This window comes from Tolypothrix tenuis PCC 7101, from assembly GCF_963874875.1.
Classification (GTDB): Bacteria; Cyanobacteriota; Cyanobacteriia; order Cyanobacteriales; family Nostocaceae; genus Aulosira; species Aulosira tenue.
In genome coordinates this window covers 2,098,770-2,120,608 of the sequence record NZ_CAWNJS010000001.1, presented here as the reverse complement: position 1 = coordinate 2,120,608, position 21,839 = coordinate 2,098,770, and the positions used below count along the sequence as shown (strand labels likewise).

The following is a 21,839-nucleotide window of genomic DNA, read 5'->3' as shown; positions in this document are numbered from 1 at the left end:
CCATCCAACGCAGTGGCTCCTCAGGACTCTGCACTACCATCACGACTGGTTAGAAACTGTTGCCGCGATGCACTAGCATTGATACAGAAAAATTGTTGCAGGATCGGATAAGCTAACCAAAGCAGTTTTCATCCTCCAAACCATGACCGCAAGTAATCCCACAATTTTAGCCCTAGACTTTGATGGAGTGATTTGCGATGGACTAATTGAATATTTTGAGGTAGCATGGCGCACCTATTGTAAAATCTGGTCGCCTGCTAACAATACACCAGCCGATAATTTGGCTTCGAGATTTTATCGGCTACGACCAGTAATTGAAACAGGCTGGGAAATGCCTGTTTTAATCAAAGCATTAGTAGATGGGATTGCGGATGACAATATCCTGCAAGATTGGGTAAAAATTGCTCCACAAATATTGTTAAACCACAAGCTACAAGCAAGAGAAATTGCTACCGCACTAGATAATATCCGGGATGAATGGATTGCTACTGATTTGAATGGCTGGTTAAGTCTGCATAGATTTTATCCTGGTGTAATCGACAAAATCAAAGCAACTATTGCTAGTGCAGTTAGCTTATATATTGTCACCACCAAAGAAGGACGTTTTGTCCAGCAATTATTGCAGCAAGAAGGTGTAGAGTTATCTTCCCAAGAGATTTTTGGCAAAGAAGAGAAACGCCCTAAATACGAAATTCTCCGCGAATTAATCCAGACAGCAACTCAAAAGCCTGTTAGTCTCTGGTTTGTAGAAGATAGGCTCAAGACATTGCAATTAGTACAACAGCAATCAGACCTTGCAGATGTCAAGCTTTTCTTGGCAGACTGGGGCTACAATACTCAATCGGAAAGAGAGACAGCCGATAATGACCAACGCATTCAGCTATTATCTCTTTCTCAGTTTGGTTATAACTTCTCAAATTGGAGTTGAATTCTGCAGTGAAGAAATCAGGGGCTAGTTTTTCTGACATTCGTAGTGGATGATGCGTCGCCAGTCAACCAACTGCAAAAAATAATATTTGCGTCCGATAAATTTTTTGTAGAGAAACGGCAGCAGTCATTGGTGTCAACTTAAGCTAAAAGCTATATAGGGCGGGCGTTGTACAAAAACCTCGCGCCCTCATCCCCTAACCCCTTCTCCCCCAGGGAGAAGGGGAATTGAATCTCTTGCTCCTTAAGCAAAATAAGCTGTACAGTCGCCAACCATGACTCCCTGGGGGAGAAGGGGAATTGAATCTCTTGCTCCCCTCTCCTGGTGGGCTACGGTGTACACACAAGTCTTAAAATTCCCCCTAGTGCTTGGTTTGATCATCTAGCTAATGGTTGTGCGATCGCTCTCGAAGCCTGTCCACAGCCAAGAGGAACGACGTAGGCGGAGCCTTCCCGCAGGGTAGCAATCGCAAAAACCACGGGATTATGTGATTACCTCGCTGCGCTCGTAATGACAATTTCAGGGGTCTATAAGGGACTTCCAACTAAAAAAATATCCCGTCGCTGAGTAGGCAGGGGGGCAGGGAGCTCTTAGCAGGGGGAGAAAGAAAAATATTATCTAAGTAAATTGGATAATTTATTTTCTGGAAGTCCCTAACGCCTGAAACCCTTACAGATAGTACTTGTGTGTACACCGTAGCCTTTATAAGGGGAGGGTTAGGGTGGGGTAATTCGAGAACGGGAATAATTCGATAACTTGTATATACTCCGTAGCCTTTTTAAGGGGGGTAGGGGGGATCAATAAATCTCTAAAATCACAGCCAACCACTTTTTAAACAACCTTTAACAGCACAGCTAGAAGAATGCAGACAGTACAGAAAAAACCTAAGTACATTAAAGATTAGCACTACTTCGCTACTGACGCTAAATACCGCAATAATTATAGAAATAATTAATACACCCTGCTTTTTGAGCAAAGGTGAGATTGTAGTATAACTGCCAATACTGCTCGGTTAAGGATGTTAAACTCTTAATTTAGTTTGGGGAAAAGGTGAAAGGGTAAGGGTTAAAGGTTTTTTCTTACCCCTTTTACCCTTCCCCTTTTACCCTTAACCGACAAGTATTGGTATAACTGCAACTGGGCTATTATGTTGTGTGAGGCAGTTGACAAATATATTTACACACTTCATTGCTGAGTATGATTGCGTAGTTTCCCTGCGCCTATACATACTAGACAAAGTCAACAATTAGCACTACTGGATGCGATTTCTACGGATAGACTGCGTCTACATAGCTTGCGATCGCTCATCCATAGAGAACATTGGTTCCTTCATAACCAACCTGATCGGGTTGTCTACCAATGAGCGCTCATCCATAGAGAACATTGGTTCCTTCANAACCAACGTGATCGGGTTGTCTATCAACGAGCGCTCATCCATAGAGAACATCGGTTCCTTCACAACCAACGTGATCGGGTTGTCTATCAACGAGCGCTCATCCATAGAGAACATCGGTTCCTTCATAACCAACGTGATCGGGTTGTCTATCAATGAGCGCTCCTTCACGCACAACCAGATCTCCTTCACGCACAACCAGCTCTCCTTCACAACCAACGAGCCAATTTTTCGATTAACTAGCTCTCAATAATTGATGTTTTAGCCTTCCCTAATGCATTGCCTGTGCTGCTATGATTGAATATCAGCCGCCCGCAACCATACTCTTTTCTTGCCAGAATGCGCGGATGGGTAGGTGTTAAAAAAGTAATCTCACCAAAAACCGTTAAAACTATTTGTATATAAGGCTTCTACTGATTTATTGCTGTCCAATCACCCGCGCACCTTACAGAGATTGACTTTCAGCCATTTTGGGTTTGCTGTTTCATTATTGCTTATGTTATGATTGCACTGTCCGCGCAACCGAACCTTGAAAACTATATATACATTGGCTTTGGGGCTTCCGCTGTTTAAACTTCACTTAATCCCTATTAGGGATTGAAACGCTCTTGGCGTGATACCCAATTGAGTGGCCACATAAGAAAGTTTAAACTTCACTTAATCCCTATTAGGGATTGAAACATTACATAATCATTATTTATAGGAATGTCAATTAAGGTTTAAACTTCACTTAATCCCTATTAGGGATTGAAACTTGTCGGCACTGAAAGCACTTCAAGAAGAGGATAGTTTAAACTTCACTTAATCCCTATTAGGGATTGAAACAATGCAATCTAGTATATTTTCTTTTGGACAAACAGAAAGATGTTTAAACTTCACTTAATCCCTATTAGGGATTGAAACCATCCACTAGAGAAGAATACTACAAAGAAAATTTAAGTTTAAACTTCACTTAATCCCTATTAGGGATTGAAACAAATACAAGTATTTCAACTATTCCCTTGAGTTTCGTTTAAACTTCACTTAATCCCTATTAGGGATTGAAACATCTGACAGCGACCCTGCGGTAGTTGCAGAGATTGGTTTAAACTTCACTTAATCCCTATTAGGGATTGAAACATCAGCCTCCTTATTTTGCAAATAAGATGCAATCTGTTTAAACTTCACTTAATCCCTATTAGGGATTGAAACGAAATACTTAAGCTACTACTTCGATTCCTTTAAATGGTTTAAACTTCACTTAATCCCTATTAGGGATTGAAACAATGGATCTACACCGGAAACACACCAAGCTGGGGTTTAAACTTCACTTAATCCCTATTAGGGATTGAAACTCAGGCTTAGACTCTGCATACTTAATAAACAATAGTTTAAACTTCACTTAATCCCTATTAGGGATTGAAACAAAAATAGAAACTTGCCCAAAAATTGCAATAGAAGTTTAAACTTCACTTAATCCCTATTAGGGATTGAAACCTACTACCGCTATTAGTTGGAGTAACCTGACATTGGGTTTAAACTTCACTTAATCCCTATTAGGGATTGAAACATTTCAGGATAGTAAGTTGATTCGTGGCTTGAATATGTTTAAACTTCACTTAATCCCTATTAGGGATTGAAACTTTAGGTTTATCCGGGTGTCCGTAAAAAATAGAGTTTAAACTTCACTTAATCCCTATTAGGGATTGAAACAAAGTCTAGATTTGGCTGAAATAATACCAAGTTTTCGTTTAAACTTCACTTAATCCCTATTAGGGATTGAAACAAAATCAAACCAGCCGCAGCTGTATCAATGCCAATGTTTAAACTTCACTTAATCCCTATTAGGGATTGAAACACGTTACTCAAACCCTGTGCAACATTAGCAGCCGGTTTAAACTTCACTTAATCCCTATTAGGGATTGAAACGGCTTCCCAGATTTTCTACCTTTTCTGATTTGTAGTTTAAACTTCACTTAATCCCTATTAGGGATTGAAACATCAAGGCTGCATGGGATGAGTGGGTGCAAGGAAAGGTTTAAACTTCACTTAATCCCTATTAGGGATTGAAACGATATTAAAAAACTAGATGTTTACTGCAATAGACTAGTATGAACTACCCACAGTTGGCTCCGCCTGAACTGTGGGTAGTTCATTTGTTAGAGATTCTAATACACTAAGGGAGTTACGCCGCGCATTTGACGTAAGGAATTGATGCAAGCTGGACAATCGCAACCAAATAATGCGATCGCAGTATCGCTTTCTTGATCATTAAACTCTAACATCGGTACACCATCTGTAGAAGGCTGTGCTTCTTGCTGATACTCTGGTATTTGAGCCAATACAGAAACTCTCATACAGACTAAACCAACTTTGTGCTTATTGCGGATACAAGATAGACGGTCAGTATTTGCTGGTACTGGATCTGCTGCTTGAGCTTGATTGATTGTCACTCCCATAGACAAGATAGAGCTTATCAGTACAGGAGTCGAAAGCAAGTGAAGTAAAAATTTGTTCATGAGTTTCCAGGTGAAGAATTTCGACTGCTCACATGAGCCGATTTCATCTTACAGGGTAAGCTAATAGGCATCAGGAATTTGGTATACCCAGCCAAATTCAATTCAGAATAGCTCGGAAGGTAAATATGTAATGCTTTTTACATCAACTCCTTTTCAGCTTGAAGCCAATGTTCTACAGACTTGCCATCAGGGTAACCAGCTTGTTGCCAAATTTGATAAGCTCTTAACCGGATTTGATTTTCATCTGGGTGGTTACTAATAAAATAGTCACAGGAATTAGTCGTTAAACTATACGGTGCTGTTCCGAAAAAATCCTGACGACCTAAAATTTCAGCAGTAAAACGGTAACACTCTTGCTGAATGGGGCATTTTTCCCCGGGACACATCAAAATATCGTAAGGCATAATTAGTAATTGGTAATTGGTAATTGGTAATTGGTAATTGGTAATTGGTAATTGGTAATTGGTAATTGGTAATTGGTAAACGTTATTTAATACTTTTGGGTTAAGGGGAAAAAGGAAAGAAAAAACCCTTAACCTTTAACCTGTTCCCCAAAACCAATTTTGAGTTCAAAACGCTTATCTGATACCAATTCAAATAATATTTGCGACAGATAAATTCTTTGTAAGGGCACGGCATCCCCAATCTTTTGGCATATCAAATATCTTACTGGTGCCCATTGGTGTCAACTTAAGCTAAAAGCTATATAGGGCGGGCGTTGTACAAATACCTCGCGCCCTCATCCCCTAACCCCTTCTCCCGCAGGAGAAGGGGAACTAAATCTCTTGCTCCCCTCTCCAGGGGGAGAGGGGCTGGGGGTGAGGGCGAAACCTTGCAACCAAGCAGGTTTCACGTTAAGTTGACACCAGTGACTGGTGCCGTGCCCCTACCCATCTGTCGCATTCTTTTTTGAAAATGGCAGGACTTACGCAACTGGCACAGTGATCCTCTGGCATAAGAGTCAATAGTCAAGAGTCAAGGGTCAAAAATTAAGGTTTTTTGGACTCTTGACATTTGACCCTGGACAAACCTAAACGAAAAAAATATGACACTTGCGTAAGTCCTAAATGGTATGAGTAGTATTAAAACGGGATTTCTCTTTCCCATTACCCATTACCCATTACCGAACTTGATATTCTGGCAACGCGATTTTAACTGTATCTGCGGGGAGTGTAAACGGAGACACTACCGTCAGGGCGCTGAATCTTCCGTGTTTTGCTAGAACCAATCAAAATCATCGTTCGCATATCTGCTATTTCTGGTGTTAACTCTTCCAAAGTAATTACCCGCACAGCTTGTCCAGGTCTGCCGAGATTACGTGCTAATACTACTGGGGTATCAGCTGTTCGGTAACGCAGTAGAATATTTCTCGCTGCGGACAATTGCCAAGTACGCTCTTTCGACACAGGATTGTAAAAGGCGATCGCAAAATCAGCTTGGGCAGCTGCGGCAATGCGTTCTTCAATAATTGACCAAGGCTTGAGAATATCGGAAAGGGAAATTGCACAAAAATCATGCCCCAAAGGTGCGCCAATACTCGCGGCTGCGGCTTGCATGGCGGAAATTCCCGGTGCTACATGAATATCGATACTGTCCCATTCCGGTTTAGCGTGGTAATCGAGTACTTCAAAAATTGCTGTCGCCATTGCATATATCCCAGGGTCACCAGAGGACACCACAGCAACATATCGCCCTTCGGCTGCTAAATCTAGCGCCAGTTCCGCCCGTGAGATTTCTTCGCGATTATCGGAATCATGTCTTCGCTTCCCTTCACCGAGAGAACCAACCAAATTTAAATAAGTTGTATAACCTACCAAATCAGTAGCCGATTTGAGGATTGCTTTCACCTCTGGAGACATCCACTCTTGACTCCCTGGCCCCGTACCAATCACAGCTAATCGCCCACGTGGTTGACCGATGCAGCTAGGGTCGATGGGTTGGGGGGAAATTGCGATCGCAATTTCTCCTGCTTCTACCTCCATTAATTCCCCTGATACACCTGTGGCGGCGATGGCTGCTGCTTGGGCGGGGCTATAACCCTGTGATAACAAACTTTCTAATTGATTTGAGGTAAAAAACCTTGCAGGCACATGCAAAGCTTCAGCTACAGTATGAATTGCAGGATAGGCGGCGCTAGCAATGGGTGCAAATAATCCCGCTACTGATGCAGGTGCAAGTTCTGCATCTTTTAATAGTTGCTGTATTGAAGCTAATAGTTGATCGTGAGATTGCGAAGTTTCCGAGATTGCGATCGCAATTGTTTTGGGATGGTAAACCAGACAATCGGGTGTAGGATTGATTGAGCGATCGCTAATTTTAATAGTTAATTCTCCATTAAGAGCAATAGGCAATTGACTCTCACTCAACCAAGGCGCTGTTCCTTCTAACTTCACTTGCGCCCCAGCTAGCAAATCCGAAATAAATTTCTTCGCATCATCAGGGTTAGCTAAATGATATCCAGCCGGAGGAGACAACAGCGCTGTGCGAAAACGGATGTCGCCTGTAGTTGTAATTGCGGCTTTGATATCAAAAACCTCAGCAATGCGACGTGCTAAATCATTTACCCCACTCAACCCGCCCAAAAGCGGCACCACAGCGCTACCATCCTCAGCTACAGCTATTACTGGCGGTTCCTGTCGCTTATCGGAAATCATCGGTGCTAGAGTTCTAATCAAAATTCCCGCAGCACAAATCCCAATTACCGGGCTTCCTTGGGCGAACAAATCCCGTACCGTCTCACCAAAATTACTAAAACTAACATCCACCTCACTAGTGCGCCCCGCCAAACCGTATAGCGTCGCCCCTGGCAAAACACTGATGATTTTCCTTCCTACTGCCACACTATTTTGACCCAACACCACAACAGCAGGTGCAACCTTCGACATCATAAAAGTTAGGGAACGTAATTTTTGATATGTTTCAAATCAAACCATAAATTGGGGATTGGGGATTGGGGATTGGGGACTGGGGACTGGGGATTGGGGATTGGGGGAGAAATCCCATTACCAATTACCAATTACCAATTACCAATTACCAATTACCAATTACCAATTACCAATTACCGATGCCCAATGCCCCATGCCCCATGCCCTATTCCCAATGCCCTATTCCCCTTTGCCCCTTAATTTGCTAATATTTCCAATGCGAAAACACTGACACAGAGCAACTCTGCATTACCATGCCAACATCTGCAATTGACGCTCAAGACGCAGCAGCTATCCAAGCGGTAAAGGAAGGGGTTGTTGTATGCGATCGCTCTCACTGGGGACTTATCCGTGTTTCTGATGACCACCGCATCAGATTTTTACACAATCAAAGTACTAACGATTTTCAAAGTCTTAAGCCTGGGCAAGGGTGTGATACGGTGATGGTGACATCCACCGCCCGGACGATAGATTTAGTCACTGCCTATGTTTTAGAGGATGCGGTGTTATTGCTGGTTTCGCCTAATCGCCGTGAATTTATCATGCAGTGGTTAGACCGCTATATCTTTTTTGCTGATAAAGTGCAATTAACCGATGTGACTGATGAAACAGCCACCTTAAGTTTAATTGGCCCTGGTAGTGATGGGATTATTGAAAAGTTAGGTGCTGGGGCAATTATTGGTCAACCCTACGGCAATCATATTTTAGTTAACGATGGAGTAATTGTTGCTGTTGGTAGCGGTTTGGCTTCCCCTGGATATACCTTAATTTTGCCAGTTGCAGAAAAACAAAAGCTGTGGAATGAAATTTTAGCATTAGGCGCAGTCGAGTTGAGCGATCGCGCTTGGGATGCGTTGCGAATATTAGAAGGGCGACCAACCCCAGATGCAGAATTGACAGATGATTACAATCCTTTAGAAGTCGGTTTATGGCAGACTATATCTTTTAGTAAAGGTTGCTATATCGGTCAAGAAACCATCGCCCGCTTAAATACATATAAAGGTGTCAAGCAAAACCTCTGGGGAATTAAACTAAATGCTCCTGCGGAAATAGGTGCAACAATTACCGTTGGAGATGAAAAAGTCGGCAAACTCACCAGTTACATAGAAACAGCCGAAGGCTATTTTGGGTTAGGTTACATTCGCACCAAAGCAGGTGGCGTTGGCTTGCAAGTGCAAGTAGGAGAAACAACTGGTGAAATAGTTGCAGTTCCCTTTGTCTCTCACGAATATCCTTGAGGGTTTCAGATATTCATTAAGTATGGGCACGGCATCCATAATCTTCTGGTACATACAATAATCTTATCGGTGCCCATAGGTATCAACTTAAGTTCAAATGCTTATCCCACAAGCCTTTCACCCCACCCCTTAATCCCCTCCCCTTGCCAAGGGGAGGGGAAGTTTTGGCTTTAGACAAAACTGGGGTGGGGTAACGCGGATCTTGATGGTAGGCGATTTGAAGCAAAATCAAGTCCTGATGAGGGTTTCACGTTAAGTTTACACCAATGATCGGTGCCGTGCCCCTACAAGTATCTTCCCCTTTACCCCTTCCCTCAAAAGCCATTAATCCAGCCTACGTCCCGTTAGTTCCACAAAAATATCTTCTAAATTAGAAGGACGCACCATCATTCCAGTTTTATTTTGCTGTTGTTCTAGATAATCGTTGGCTGCTGCTAAGGTAGGGAAAAATAGATATTCCCAACTATTTGCAGTATCACCCTCTACCTGATTAACACCTACCTGCTTCATCACCAAACCCTCGCCATAAGTAGAGCGTAATTCTTGCAGAGTTCCTAAAGAAATTAACTTACCACTATCCATAATGCCAATGCGTCCTGGCTTGGCTGAACCAAAAGCATCACACAAATATTCCACCTCATCCATGTAATGAGTTGTCAATAGTATTGTCATCCCCTGCTTATTCAAATCGCGAATAATTTCCCACAGTCTGCGCCTTGTTTGGGGATCTAGTCCTACTGTTGGTTCGTCTAAAAATAAAATTTGTGGTTGATGTAATAAGGCTCTCGCTATTTGTAAGCGTCGCTTCATCCCGCCAGACAGGGTTTTTACCAAATCATTACGTCTATCTGCTAGTTCGACATACTCCAACCATTGATTAATTTTTTGCTTACGCTGCGGGTTGGGAATGTGATGTAGTCTCCCATGCAGTTCCATGTTTTCCCATACTGTTAAATCGCCATCAACGCTAACTTGCTGTAAAACTACACCAATAGACTTTTTAGCCAGCATTGATTGATTAATTACATCATAACCACCTACCTCCAGCCGTCCTTCGGATGGTTTTGTGAGTGTAGTTAGCATCCGAATTGTAGTAGATTTACCTGCACCGTTGGGGCCGAGGAGCGCAAATATTTCTCCCGTCTCAATTGTGAAAGACAGGTCATTAACAACAGGGCGTTTATCGTAAAATTTGTAGACGTTTTCTAGGGAAACAGCAGCAGTCACGTCGCTTCGCTCCGAATTCAAAATTCAAAATTCAAAATTCAAAATTCAAAATTAAAGACACCCATAACGGAATTAGGGGCTTATATCCTTATTGTTTTCGGTCATTGCTCCGAGGACAAGAGAATGGTATCCCAATAAACTATGCCCACTGTCACCAGATTAACTGGGTACGAGTGGGCATGGATTTGAGATTGTGAAGTAGCTATATTACAGCAAAATAGAGATCCAAAACCTTATCCAGGGACAGTTTTTAGTAAATCATCCCCAGGAATAACTGTAGTGTAGAACACGTAGTCATTATTAGCTAAATAGCGGCGGTCTTGTTTAACAATCGCCATAAATTCGCGATGTCCTTCGCGTCTACGTCCGACTAAACAACCTGCGCTGGCATTCTTGATATCATTAACTGGTGCATCATAACCCCAGTGCTGATTAACTTGGAAAAGACCAGTATCAAGTTTGTCACCAGTGCGTTGAAAATCTTTGTTAAAATCTCGACACACAGTAATCGGTGCAACTTGGATTAAAGCTTCGTGGCGGTCTGCATTACCGTGGTATCCCACAGCCCAAGCTTTGTATTGCCCAAATTTAATTCTAGCCGCACCGCCAGGATTCATAGGATTGTAAGTATAATAGCTACCTGGTTCTGTGGTTGCTTGCCAGTGGTTCACAATTTTGGGTACACCCTCTACTATTTCAATGACAATGCGTCGGTCGTTAAATTGATTGGGTGCATCATCATTGAGAGTCCAATCTTCATTCATGCCCTCTATATAAACAATGTTATATTGTCTGGCTCCTGTGAATATCTGATAATTTTTTAATTGCAAGTATTTGACAATTCTGCTGGCAATGCTACTGCTGAGTTTTAGGGGCGGTTGTGGTAAGTCTTCGGATTTCGTTTCAATTAAATTCTTGGCGGTAACTGCGCCTAAATAATCATTTTCTCCAGACTTAGTTAATTCCTGGAATGTTTTTAGTGCTGTTGCGGAAACTGGCCCAAATTTACCATCTGCTGGCGGATCTAACAAACCTAAACCAATGAGTAAAACTTGAATCTGACGGCTTAATTCTATATCTTGGCCAATGGCCTCAAAGTTCCATTTCTCTTGTTTCCCTAAGAAATCTTGTAGTTTCATCTGGTAATTGCCTCTATTATCTACTTGCTAGCTAAGTCCAAAAATGCTTGTGTGTGTTGATTCTGTTTGAGAAGCTAACCTAAGATACAACTTTTGTCAAAATTGCTACTTATTCATATACGATACGAGTATATATTTAAGTACATATTTGCTGCTTAAAAAGCACTTATATAGTGTAAGTGAAGGAAGTTATTTAGTAAAATATTTCCGTAGACACGTAATGTAAATTAAATTATCGCTACAAAGCTATAGCCATTTTCAGCTGCTGTCATCTAAGTGTTTTTTCAGTTCTTAAAGTTGCATTGACTGCTGGTTTAAAAGGAATATGGTTTGATTCTTGAATTTACTTGCGTGGAAGCGGAAGCGATAGGAAACAGAAAGGAAGCGAGAAATTTTTACTCAGCCTTGTTTAAAAATCACATAGCACTTCTACAGGAATTCGATTTGATTTTTGCAAAAATCTCAGCTTTGGCGCTGATGCCGTACTCTCGCTGCTAACGCATCCTACATAAACTTCAAAAATCAAATGTGAATCCTATATATAGTTATTTACCCTTGTATCCTCAGTGTCAAGGTATCTCATCTCTGTATAAATAAATTTACAATTACACACGCAAAAGCATTTTAGTATTATTCCATACCTGATTTTGATAAAAAAAACTTAATTTTTTGTATCAATAAATGTAAACAAGAAGAAAATAAGTTACCTTTGTGGCACAAAAAAATCCAGTGCGATCGCTGAGTGTTTAGAGAAATGACAACCAATACATCACTTCGTCTTCGCGATTTAAAAGCAGAATATCAGAACCTGTGGAATCGCTGCGAAATCAAACCAGAGAAATTGACCCTTACTCAAGATACAGTTGCAATTATCCGCTCAAATCGCGGGCGCTATGAAGCTTTGCAGCGCAAGCTGAATGTACCTTGGTATTTCATTGCTGTTATCCACAATATGGAATCATCCCTGAAGTTCACCAGACATCTGCACAACGGTGACTCGCTGAAAAAGCGTACATATAATGAACCTGCGGGTAGGCCAATTGCTGCACCAATCAATGGCTGGGGAGTTGGATATACTTGGGAAGAAAGTGCAATTGATGCCTTGGTACTTCATGAATTCAATCAAGTAAAAGATTGGAGCTTGGCAGCACAGCTTTGGCAAATTGAGAAATACAATGGGTTTGGCTATCGGCTTTACCATCCAGAGGTTCTCAATCCTTATTTATGGTCAGCTACTAATCTTTATAGCCAAGGTAAATATACAGGTGATGGAGAATGGGATGATGATGCGGTTTCCGAGCAAATTGGTGTGGCTGCTTTGCTCAAAATTTTGCTGAAAGTAGAAAATCTGCAAATCTCGTTAATGTGAGGACAGTGGAGACTAATTTTAATTTTTATATTAGATAAACTCTCGCTTGCACTAAGGGGAGTTTTTGTTTTAACAATGGTTGCAAGTCGCAAAAGTTAGTTTTTGAGTTGCAAAAGTTAGTTTTTGAGTTGCAAAAGTTAGTTTGCTAGTCGCAAAAGTTAGTTTTTGAGTTGCAAAAGTTAGTTTGCAAGTCGCAAAAGTTAGTTTGCTAGTCGCAAGAGTTAGTTTTTGAGTTGCAAAAGTTAGTTTGCGAGTCGCAAAAGTTAGTTTGCTAGTCGCAAAAGTTATAAATGCGATTTAAAAACCTAATTTTCAGCGCTTATTCATTCAGCAGAAAAAACTACACGAAAGCCGCAACTCCTTAAGCCACCATCTGACTCATCCCAGCTGCGACTGGCGCTGCGACAAAGTTCTGCACCGAAACTCCAGGAACCACCGCGCAATACCCGGCGATGCGGATCGCCGCCATCTTCCCAAACACTTGCATCTGTGGGTGCGCCTTGATAATTGTTGTGCCAGGGATCGGCACACCATTCCCAAACTAAACCATGCATATCATATAATCCAAAGGCGTTGGCGACTTCAAAGCTACCAACATTTGTGGTTTCTTTACGGTATCTCGTATCACCACTGCTACAGCTGACAAACTCAGGCGTGACAGTTTCGCCAAAGTGATAAGATGTCTTCGTTCCAGCGCGACAAGCATATTCCCATTCGGCTTCGCTGGGTAAACGATAATCACGTCCAGTTTTTTGTGCTAGCCTAAGACAAAATTCTACAGCTTCATACCAGGTGACATTTTCTACTGGTAAATTAGGGCCTTTGTTTTTCGATGGGTTGGGATTTAAAGGTTGCTTGATTTTTGGTAAAGCAGCAACAGCCTTCCATTGTGCTTGAGTTACAGGATATTTACCCATAAAAAAGGGTGCTACTGTAACTAGGCGTTGGGGACGTTCATCTGCATCGCCTTCAAAATCTGGCGAACCCATCATAAATGTACCACCAGGAATTGAGACCATTTCCAGTGCGATCGCTTTACTCAATTCTTCCGCAAAGTATTCAGAGTGAATGCGATCGCGGTTGACTTCTCTACCTGCTGTGTCTACTGTAATTACATCAAATTCAAAACTTTGTAATGGAGGGAGTGGGACTACAACTTTTTGTGATTTGGTAATTGATGCAAAAGGTAAGAACAACTTTTGAGAAATGGCAATAATTTCCGCTTCTAAGTTAGATGTGGTTGTAGACTTCAAATCATTAATAACTTCTGCGGCTGTTTGATATCTATCTTTGGGTAAATGTTGCAGCAATTTATCCAAAATTTGACTTAAGCTGTCGCTGATGGTAATACCATTTTTTTTCAGCTTTTCTGCCCATAACCACTGAGCGTTCATGGCATCATAAAGGCTGTCTTGAACTTGTCCATCATCAGTTTGTAAGGGCAAACATTGAGTTAAAAGCCGCACGCAAGTTACGCCCAAAGCATATAAATCGCTAGCATGACAAGCAAATCCAGCCATTTGTTCGGCGGGAGCATAACCAAGTGTATAAATTACTGTCGCTTGTCTGGCTAAACTAGTTTGTGTTACCTGTTTTGCGCCACCAAAATCAATTAATACTGGTTTGCCATCACTGTAGCGGCGAATAATATTTTCTGGTTTAATATCACGATGAATAACATTATGGGCGTGAACGAAGTCCAAAACTGGCAAGATATCAGCTAAAAGTTGCCGAATTTTACTTTCGCTAAAAGGTTCTTGTTGAACTTCTTCTAACAGCGTTCTACCTTGAATAAATTCTTGTACGAGATATAAGCTAGAACCTTGTTCAAAGTAGGCTAGCAATCTCGGAATTTGTGTATGATTTTCACCTAATTCATAGAGGCGAAATGCTTCTTCCTTAAAAAATTCCGCCGCTTTTAAGCGCTGTCCCGTGCCTTGAACTTGCGGGAAAAATTGTTTAATTACGCATGGTGCATCTAGTCTATCTGCATCCTCTGCGGCGTAAGTTCTACTGAAACCACCTTCACCTAATAGACGTAGTACGCGATAGCGGTTTCTCAGGAGTTGACCAAAATTACTTTGTCCGCAGCTCAAACAAAATCTATTGCCGTAGGCATTGAACGGATTTGAGCAATTGGGATTTTGGCAGATTTGCATAATGTAGGGTAGGTAGCATCTTGTCCAAAGTTAGCCCCAATATTATCGAAAGCGAAACAGATTTTTAGACAAATAAATAATACCTACAAAGATAGCCATTATATTTATTTGTGAGTTTCTGTTTGTAACTTTTTAAATATGAGTATAAGTAAGAGCAATTATTTATTATTACCGAAAGAATAATAATCTAAATTTCTTAAATATGTCAAGGGCAGGATAATAGTAAGGAAAAATACCTGACAATTATATGGAATTGCTCTTAACGCTATCTCTCTTATGCTTGGCATGATTGGCATTATTAGCAGTTTGTTTATTAATATCAAATGCCGCATTTTTCCGGATGAGTATAAGATATTGCAATAAGTAGGTCGGCGAAATTAAAGATAACTAGCTGAGGCTGTCATCTGTCCTTGGCCATTTGTCCTTTGTCCTTAGTAATTGGTAAGGATTTCAAGTATTTTTATTTTTCTTAATACAGTTTGGTTTATTTCCACAAAGTTGCTGCCCAGATCCCCGACTTTTTCAAAAAGTCGGGGATCTAAATATCGCTGTCTCTAAGTAACACACCCTACTGATCTGGCTAATTCACCATATTCGTTTTTAGTAAAAAGCATGGTGGAACATTATAGAAATGTAGAGTTTGGCAAGTACGGATTCTACAATAGTTTATGGTTTTAACTGAGCCTTATAGTATTATTAATAACTAATTACCAGAGTAACATCATACTTGCTTGCCGCTAAAACACACAGAAGCATATAAAAGAATGTATTGATATTTACTGTTTATTTAAATGTTTGGCAATTTTTTGTTTTGATTTGTGAAAATACCTGTCAATATCAGGCTTGAAAATTTCTGCTAGGGCTATAGCAAATCACATTTATGTTGACTAATTTCTCTCTTAATATAGATGCCTTAATATCCTTTTTATGATTGTCTAAATTTATAAATAATCCAGATTATATATATACCTAGAGGTGCATGAAGATGGAAGATTGACATTTCTATCTTTTCTATAGAAAACTATTTATATTTATGCTCGAAGCTCCGTTAGAACGGCATCTTATTAGTACGCTAAAAATCGCTTCTAAGATTATAAGTATATGCATAATCTTAGTGGGTTGTGCTGTAGTAATAGGCTGGTCTTTTGATATTCAAATTTTGAAAAGCATATTGCCACAGTGGGTAGCCATGAAACCTAATACTGCTTTAGGTTTTGTCTTATCTGGGTTGGCGTTAAATCTTTTACACTCAAGCAGAAAATTAAAGCTGCGAGTAGCTCAGGCTTTGGGTGTGGCGATCGCACTTTTAGGGTTACTCACTCTGAGTCAACATTTATTTGGCTGGAATTTAGGCATCGATCAATTGTTGTTTTCAGACAAAGTAGGAGCAATCCACACCTCTAGCCCTGGACGAATGTCACCTGTGTCAGCCTTAAACTTTAGCTTAATTGGTTCTGCTTTATGGCTGGCTGCTCGCAGCAATATGCATTACCGAAAGGTGCAAGTATTAGCACTAGTTACTAGCCTGACATCTCTACAGGTTTTAATTGGTTATATTTACGGAGTTAAACCTTTATTTGGGTTGTCATCCTTTACCCACACAGCCATTCATACAGCCATTAGTTTTTTCCTACTCTCACTAGGTACGTTATTTGCGTCTCCTACTGATGGTTTGATGAGTCTGGTAATTAGTCATAGTGCGGGCGGAATGACTGCAAGAGTTCTCCTCCCAGCTGCGATCGCTATTCCCTTTATCTTAGGTTGGCTGTGGGTGTTTGGCGAAAAAGTCGGGTTGTTCGATTTAGCTTTTGGCTTGAGCTTGCACGTAATTGGCAATGTAGTCGTCTTTACGGGCTTAGTTTGGTATTGTGCCAAAAGTTTATCTCGCTTAGATATTAAACGCCAACAAGCCGAAGCAGCATTGAGAACTGCTTATGCGGAATTAGAGCTGAGAGTAGAGCAACGCACAGCAGAATTATCTCAGGCAAACCAAGTTCTAGAGGGAGAAATTGCCGAGCGATTGCGAACAGAAGCAGCCTTGCAACAATCCTTCCGCGAACTGGCAGATATGAAGTTTGCTTTGGATCAGTCTTCTATTGTGGCAATTACAGATGCTAGAGGCATCATCACTGAAGTTAACAATAAATTCTGTGAGCTTTCTGGATATTCCCGAGCAGAATTAATTGGGCAAACCCATCGAATTATCAATTCTAGTTATCACCCAAAAACCTTTTTTAGGCAGATGTGGCTAACCATTTCCCAAGGAGATGTTTGGCAAGGAGAAATTAAAAACAAGGCAAAGGATGGTACATACTACTGGGTGGCAACTACCATCGTGCCGTTTTTAGATGATAGAAGCAAGCCATATCAGTACATTGCCATTCGCTCGGATATCACCAACCGCAAGCAAGCCGAAGAAGCTTTACGGGAGAGTGAAGAACGTTTCCGGCGGGCGATTCTCGATGCACCTTTGCCGATTATTCTGCACGCTGAAGATGGGGAAATTCTCCAAATTAACCGTGCTTGGACAGAAATTACCGGGTATTGCCCACAAGAAATTCCCACGATCGCAGATTGGGCAGAAAAAGCCTATGGTACTCGTCAAGAACAAATGCAAGATGCGATCGCTCGTTCATATCAATTAACAGAACGCACTGCTCAAGGAGAGTACTCGATTACAACTAGTACAGGTGAAAACCGCATCTGGGATTTTTATACTGCTCCACTGGGATACCTACCCGACGGTAGAAGTTTGGTAATTAGTACAGCTTTTGATGTCACACAGCGCAAGCAAGCAGAATCACAATTGCTGCGTCATGCTTTTTACGATGGGCTGACAGATTTACCAAACCGAGCTTTATTTATGGAACAGTTAAAGCACTCGCTGCAAAAAGCTAAACGCCATCAAGATTATTTATTTGCGGTATTATTTCTCGACTTAGACAGATTTAAGATTATTAATGATAGTCTGGGACATCTTAAAGGCGATCAATTTCTCATTTATATCGCTCGCATTCTCGAAGCCTGTATCCGCGCTACAGATATGGCTGCAAGGCTGGGGGGAGATGAATTTACTATTTTGTTAGAAGAAATTCAAGATGTTGCAGATGCAATTAAAGTCGCAGAACGAATTCAGCAAGAATTGCGATCGCCTTTGAATCTTGATGGACAAGAAGTGTTTACCAGCGCCAGTATCGGTATTGCTTTAAGTTCCACACTCAACTACGAGCAACCAGAACAGCTACTCAGGGATGCAGACACAGCCATGTACCAAGCCAAGGCTTTAGGTAAATCACGCTATGCCCTATTTCATCCCGAGATGTATGCTACGGCGCTAACGAGATTGCAGTTAGAAGCTAATTTACGCCGCGCCATTGAAAATCAGGAATTTCAACTTTATTACCAACCAATTATTTCCCTGACTAACTGTAGAATCATCGGCTTTGAAGCACTAATGCGCTGGCAGCATCCCGAACGTGGTTTAGTTAATCCTGTCGATTTTATTCCCTTAGCGGAAGAAACTGGACTAATTGTTGAGCTTGGCTACTGGGCGCTTACTGAAGCTTGTCGCCAAATGCAAGCTTGGCTGCAAGCCTATCCTCATCACTCATTAGAAAAAATGAGCGTTAATCTCTCAGCTAAACAATTTTGCCAGCCAAATTTAATTTGTCAGATTCGCAATATTTTACAATCAACAAATCTTAATCCTCGTAATTTAGTGCTGGAAATTACCGAAAGTGTAATTATAAAAAATGGTGATGAAGCAGTTGCGATACTCTCAAAACTCAGAGCATTGGGAATTGAAATTTTAATTGATGATTTTGGTACCGGTTACTCTTCTTTAGGTCGTCTTTATAGCTTTCCCATTAGTATGTTAAAGATAGACCGTTCCTTTGTTAATCCCATGACTACAAATAAGCGCAATCTCGATATTATCGAGATTATAGTAGCCCTAGCAAATAAACTCGGGATGAGTGCGATCGCAGAAGGTGTCGAGACACAAGAACAACTAGCAATTTTAAGAAATTTACACTGTGAATCTGTTCAAGGATACTTTTTCTCGCAACCATTGGATAGCTCGAACGCCTCAGCATTAATTGCAGCTAATCCTCAATGGTGTTAGGAGGTAAGAGGCAGGGGGCAGGGGGCAGGGAGCAGGGGGAAAAGTTCCTGTTACCAATTACCAATTACCAATTACCCATTACCCATTACCCATTACTTTAATTTTCCTCACCATAAGAGCGAATTAATTCCGCTATAAAAGCAACAAGTCCCGAGACTAAAATTAAAATCACGCTGAGAGCATTAATATCAGGTTTTACCCCAGTTCTAATGCGACTAAAAATTTCCATTGGTAAAGTATTAGAACCACTACCAGCTGTAAAACTTGCAATCAGAAAATCATCTAAACTGAGGACGAAAGCCAACAAAGAGCCAGCAATGATTCCCGGCATTAACTGTGGTAATAATACTTGCATAAAAGCTTGAAATGGTGTTGCTCCCAAATCTAAAGCTGCTTCTTCTAAATGGGGATTTAAATGCGTTAATCGCGAAGACACCACCAACCCCACATAAGCTAGGCAAAAAACCACGTGAGCCGCGATAATTGTCCACAAACTCAAAGGAACCGCAAACGCTGCTAAAAACACTAGAGTAGCCACTGCGATCGCAATATCGGGAATAATCAATGGTAAATAAGCCATACCGCGATAGACATTCTTCAAAGGAAACCGATAACGCGCTAAACCTACCGCCATCAAGGTTCCCAACACGGCGGAAATAGCCACTGCACAGAAAGCAACTATCAAACTGTTCTGCAAAGCCGAAACAATCCGTTCATCGCTGAATAGTTGACGATACCAATCAAGGGTAAATCCTTGCCAAGTTGCACTGTAAGGCGACCTATTAAAACTATAGAATGCTAGTACCAGTATAGGTAGGTACATAAACATAAACATGATTACTGATAAAACCGCCTGCCATGAGACACGCGGTTTTTTGGATGAGGGAGAAATATTCACGTTAAGCTAGTTTTTTGAATAATTTAGTAGCTGATAATTATATATTGTGTAACGTTGATAGTCAATGTAATGAATCATGCCCTATCTTGATGACATCTAAAGTCATAAAGAGTGATAAATACAACTAATTTAAATATTAGATTTATTTACCTAAAAAAAGCTAACAAGGGCAAAGAGTTGAAAATCTTATACAGGCATCATTTTCTGAGGCTGAATTAATCTATTTTAGCAATATTTTATAGGAAAACCCCATGTAAAGATTGGGATACAATATGCTGCGGTGAAGTGGTAAACAATAAAGATAAAATGCGGAAATTTACCCTTTACCCATTTCCCCTTTTCCTTTTCCCACATCACAAAAGTCATAAAAGCGTATTTCAAAAGCATGAATTTTACCACTTCAGGATAAGATAATTTCCCTACTTAGGTAGACGAAAAGCTATAAATTCACCTCTAAGATTCTAAAGTAGTTAATCATTTGCTTGGCTTAAAAGCAGAGATTCTATAAGAGTTTTCAATGCTTGGTAGCACTCTTTAAACCCAAAGGATACAAAGCTAAAATCTTTCAGCCAAGACTAATTTTTTAGGAGGTTTGTGATGCGAATTGCTCAGATAGCCCCGCTATGGGAGAGAGTACCACCTCCAGCTTATGGGGGTATTGAATTGGTAGTGGGGTTGCTGACTGATGAACTGGTGCGACGCGGACATGAAGTCACACTATTTGCCTCCGGAGATTCTATCAGTTTGGCAAAACTAGTTTCTGTTCACCCCCGTGCCCTCAGACTTGACCCTGATGTGAAAGAATATGGCATCTATGAGATGTTGCAATTGGGTACAGTTTATGACAGGGCAGAAGAGTTTGATATTATTCATTCCCACATGGGTTGTGCCGCATTGCCCTATGCAAATCTTGTAAAGACCCCCACAGTTCACACCTTGCATGGTGTCTTTACCTGTGACAATGAAAAGATGTTCCAATATGCCAAAAAGCAACCTTATATCAGTATTTCCAATTCTCAAAGGGAGCAAAGATTAGGGTTGAATTATGTCGCCACAGCCTACAACGGCATTGATGTTAGCAGTTATCAATTCCATCCCCAACCCAGCGATCCCCCTTATTTAGCATTTTTAGGACGCATATCTCCAGAGAAAGGTACACATATTGCGATCGCAGTTGCTAAACAAGCAGGTTGGCATTTAAAAATCGCCGGGAAAGTAGATGTCGTTGATGTAGAATATTACGAAAAAGAAATCAAACCCCTCATTGACGGCAAACAAATTGAGTATTTAGGTGAAGCTAACCACGAGCAAAAAAATGCTCTTATGGGAGGTGCAGTAGCTACTTTATTCCCCATTACCTGGCGAGAACCATTTGGATTAGTCATGGTAGAATCGATGGCCGCTGGTACACCAGTGATTGCCATGAAACTAGGATCTACAGTCGAAATCATTGACCACGGCAAAACTGGCTTCCTATGCGAAAATACCGAAGAATTCGTCAAAGCCATTAATAAAGTCGCAGACTTAGACCGCTACGCTTGCCGTCAGCACGTAGAAAACCGCTTTAGCCTCCAAAAAATGACTGATAGTTATGAAGAAGTTTATCGGCAAATTCTGCAAAAGCGATTTGCTCAGAATGGTCATTTACGTAGCACAGTTAGTTTAGGCAGCAGCCGCTAGGTGAATCATTAAGGTTCACCTTTTTTAGGCAATTTTGATAAAAATCTGCGAAAAATCCTGATTCATTAACTCTAATCACCCATAAACACCGATGGACACCGTTCCGTCGGTGTTTATTTTTTTGGTATTGGTATTTCCCCATGCCCAATGCCCAATGCCCCATTCCCAATACCCAATTGTTGAATATACTGATATCTAACAGTCTTTCATCAAAAATTAGCGCTGCGATCGCATCAGCAATATCTGCCATATAGGCACTCTTT

The 21,839-nt window shown here is 41.0% G+C and carries 14 protein-coding genes and 1 CRISPR repeat array; of the genes, 6 read left to right on the top strand and 8 right to left on the bottom strand.

Annotated elements, in window-relative coordinates; genetic code table 11:
• Nucleotides 1–142: 142 nt before the first annotated feature.
• A complete protein-coding gene (locus AACU25_RS08735) occupies nt 143–928 on the top strand; it encodes an HAD family hydrolase (protein WP_096574798.1) in 786 nt (261 codons plus the stop codon).
• A gap of 1,201 nt (nt 929–2,129) precedes the next feature.
• Entirely contained in the window at nt 2,130–2,291 is a 162-nt protein-coding gene (locus AACU25_RS08730) for a hypothetical protein (RefSeq protein WP_190445880.1), read from the top strand.
• Between the two features lie 597 nt (nt 2,292–2,888).
• Nucleotides 2,889–4,373: a CRISPR direct-repeat array (repeat unit 37 nt; unit sequence GTTTAAACTTCACTTAATCCCTATTAGGGATTGAAAC).
• 95 nt (nt 4,374–4,468) lie between these two features.
• On the opposite strand, the gene AACU25_RS08725 is transcribed toward AACU25_RS08730, so the two are convergent.
• The 3 genes from AACU25_RS08725 to cobJ form a co-directional block, all read right to left on the bottom strand.
• Entirely contained in the window at nt 4,469–4,819 is a 351-nt protein-coding gene (locus AACU25_RS08725; protein ID WP_096574796.1) for a hypothetical protein, read from the bottom strand.
• A gap of 137 nt (nt 4,820–4,956) precedes the next feature.
• Nucleotides 4,957–5,223, bottom strand: coding sequence for a DUF2934 domain-containing protein (locus AACU25_RS08720; RefSeq protein WP_096574795.1), 267 nt, complete (start codon nt 5,221–5,223; stop codon nt 4,957–4,959).
• A 747-nt stretch (nt 5,224–5,970) separates the two neighbouring features.
• Nucleotides 5,971–7,707 carry a precorrin-3B C(17)-methyltransferase gene (cobJ, locus tag AACU25_RS08715; RefSeq protein WP_096574794.1) on the bottom strand — a complete coding sequence of 579 codons (1,737 nt, stop codon included), beginning with the start codon at nt 7,705–7,707 and terminating at the stop codon, nt 5,971–5,973.
• 290 nt (nt 7,708–7,997) lie between these two features.
• On the opposite strand from cobJ, the gene ygfZ reads away from it, so the two are divergent.
• Nucleotides 7,998–8,981, top strand: a complete 984-nt coding sequence (ygfZ, locus tag AACU25_RS08710; RefSeq protein WP_096574793.1) for a CAF17-like 4Fe-4S cluster assembly/insertion protein YgfZ — start codon at nt 7,998–8,000, stop codon at nt 8,979–8,981.
• Between the two features lie 324 nt (nt 8,982–9,305).
• Here ygfZ and AACU25_RS08705 read toward each other — a convergent pair whose 3' ends face one another.
• Both AACU25_RS08705 and AACU25_RS08700 read right to left on the bottom strand, forming a co-directional pair.
• Nucleotides 9,306–10,208, bottom strand: a complete 903-nt coding sequence (locus tag AACU25_RS08705; protein ID WP_096574792.1) for an ABC transporter ATP-binding protein — start codon at nt 10,206–10,208, stop codon at nt 9,306–9,308.
• 233 nt (nt 10,209–10,441) lie between these two features.
• Nucleotides 10,442–11,347 (bottom strand): peptidoglycan-binding domain-containing protein, encoded by a 906-nt coding sequence (locus AACU25_RS08700; protein ID WP_096574791.1) that lies wholly within the window; start codon nt 11,345–11,347, stop codon nt 10,442–10,444.
• Nucleotides 11,348–12,101: 754 nt separating this feature from the next.
• Between AACU25_RS08700 and AACU25_RS08695 the strand changes: the two genes are divergently transcribed.
• The gene (locus tag AACU25_RS08695; RefSeq protein WP_096574790.1) at nt 12,102–12,716 is read left to right on the top strand and encodes a hypothetical protein; all 615 of its coding nucleotides are present in this window, start codon (nt 12,102–12,104) and stop codon (nt 12,714–12,716) included.
• A 323-nt stretch (nt 12,717–13,039) separates the two neighbouring features.
• On the opposite strand, the gene AACU25_RS08690 is transcribed toward AACU25_RS08695, so the two are convergent.
• Nucleotides 13,040–14,875 carry a bifunctional serine/threonine-protein kinase/formylglycine-generating enzyme family protein gene (locus AACU25_RS08690; RefSeq protein WP_190445879.1) on the bottom strand — a complete coding sequence of 612 codons (1,836 nt, stop codon included), beginning with the start codon at nt 14,873–14,875 and terminating at the stop codon, nt 13,040–13,042.
• 1,189 nt (nt 14,876–16,064) lie between these two features.
• On the opposite strand from AACU25_RS08690, the gene AACU25_RS08685 reads away from it, so the two are divergent.
• Nucleotides 16,065–18,998 (top strand): EAL domain-containing protein, encoded by a 2,934-nt coding sequence (locus tag AACU25_RS08685; RefSeq protein ID WP_190445878.1) that lies wholly within the window; start codon nt 16,065–16,067, stop codon nt 18,996–18,998.
• Between the two features lie 97 nt (nt 18,999–19,095).
• On the opposite strand, the gene AACU25_RS08680 is transcribed toward AACU25_RS08685, so the two are convergent.
• Entirely contained in the window at nt 19,096–19,821 is a 726-nt protein-coding gene (locus tag AACU25_RS08680) for an ABC transporter permease subunit (RefSeq protein WP_096574788.1), read from the bottom strand.
• Nucleotides 19,822–20,493: 672 nt separating this feature from the next.
• On the opposite strand from AACU25_RS08680, the gene AACU25_RS08675 reads away from it, so the two are divergent.
• Nucleotides 20,494–21,576 carry a glycosyltransferase family 4 protein gene (locus AACU25_RS08675; RefSeq protein WP_096574787.1) on the top strand — a complete coding sequence of 361 codons (1,083 nt, stop codon included), beginning with the start codon at nt 20,494–20,496 and terminating at the stop codon, nt 21,574–21,576.
• On the opposite strand, the gene AACU25_RS08670 is transcribed toward AACU25_RS08675, so the two are convergent.
• Nucleotides 21,554–21,826, bottom strand: coding sequence for a hypothetical protein (locus AACU25_RS08670; RefSeq protein WP_096574786.1), 273 nt, complete (start codon nt 21,824–21,826; stop codon nt 21,554–21,556). The two genes, AACU25_RS08675 and AACU25_RS08670, sit on opposite strands and share 23 nt — an antisense overlap.
• Nucleotides 21,827–21,839: the final 13 nt, after the last annotated feature.

Bases quoted from the DNA above. Each gene is read 5' to 3' on its own strand.
- AACU25_RS08700 (WP_096574791.1), bottom strand. From the start codon at position 11,347: ATGAAACTACAAGATTTCTTAGGGAAACAAGAGAAATGGAACTTTGAG.
- AACU25_RS08690 (WP_190445879.1), bottom strand. From the start codon at position 14,875: ATGCAAATCTGCCAAAATCCCAATTGCTCAAATCCGTTCAATGCCTAC.
- AACU25_RS08695 (WP_096574790.1), top strand. From the start codon at position 12,102: ATGACAACCAATACATCACTTCGTCTTCGCGATTTAAAAGCAGAATAT.
- AACU25_RS08720 (WP_096574795.1), bottom strand. From the start codon at position 5,223: ATGCCTTACGATATTTTGATGTGTCCCGGGGAAAAATGCCCCATTCAG.
- cobJ (WP_096574794.1), bottom strand. From the start codon at position 7,707: ATGATGTCGAAGGTTGCACCTGCTGTTGTGGTGTTGGGTCAAAATAGT.
- AACU25_RS08675 (WP_096574787.1), top strand. From the start codon at position 20,494: ATGCGAATTGCTCAGATAGCCCCGCTATGGGAGAGAGTACCACCTCCA.
- AACU25_RS08680 (WP_096574788.1), bottom strand. From the start codon at position 19,821: ATGTACCTACCTATACTGGTACTAGCATTCTATAGTTTTAATAGGTCG.
- AACU25_RS08735 (WP_096574798.1), top strand. From the start codon at position 143: ATGACCGCAAGTAATCCCACAATTTTAGCCCTAGACTTTGATGGAGTG.
- AACU25_RS08670 (WP_096574786.1), bottom strand. From the start codon at position 21,826: ATGGCAGATATTGCTGATGCGATCGCAGCGCTAATTTTTGATGAAAGA.
- AACU25_RS08725 (WP_096574796.1), bottom strand. From the start codon at position 4,819: ATGAACAAATTTTTACTTCACTTGCTTTCGACTCCTGTACTGATAAGC.
- AACU25_RS08685 (WP_190445878.1), top strand. From the start codon at position 16,065: ATGAAACCTAATACTGCTTTAGGTTTTGTCTTATCTGGGTTGGCGTTA.
- ygfZ (WP_096574793.1), top strand. From the start codon at position 7,998: ATGCCAACATCTGCAATTGACGCTCAAGACGCAGCAGCTATCCAAGCG.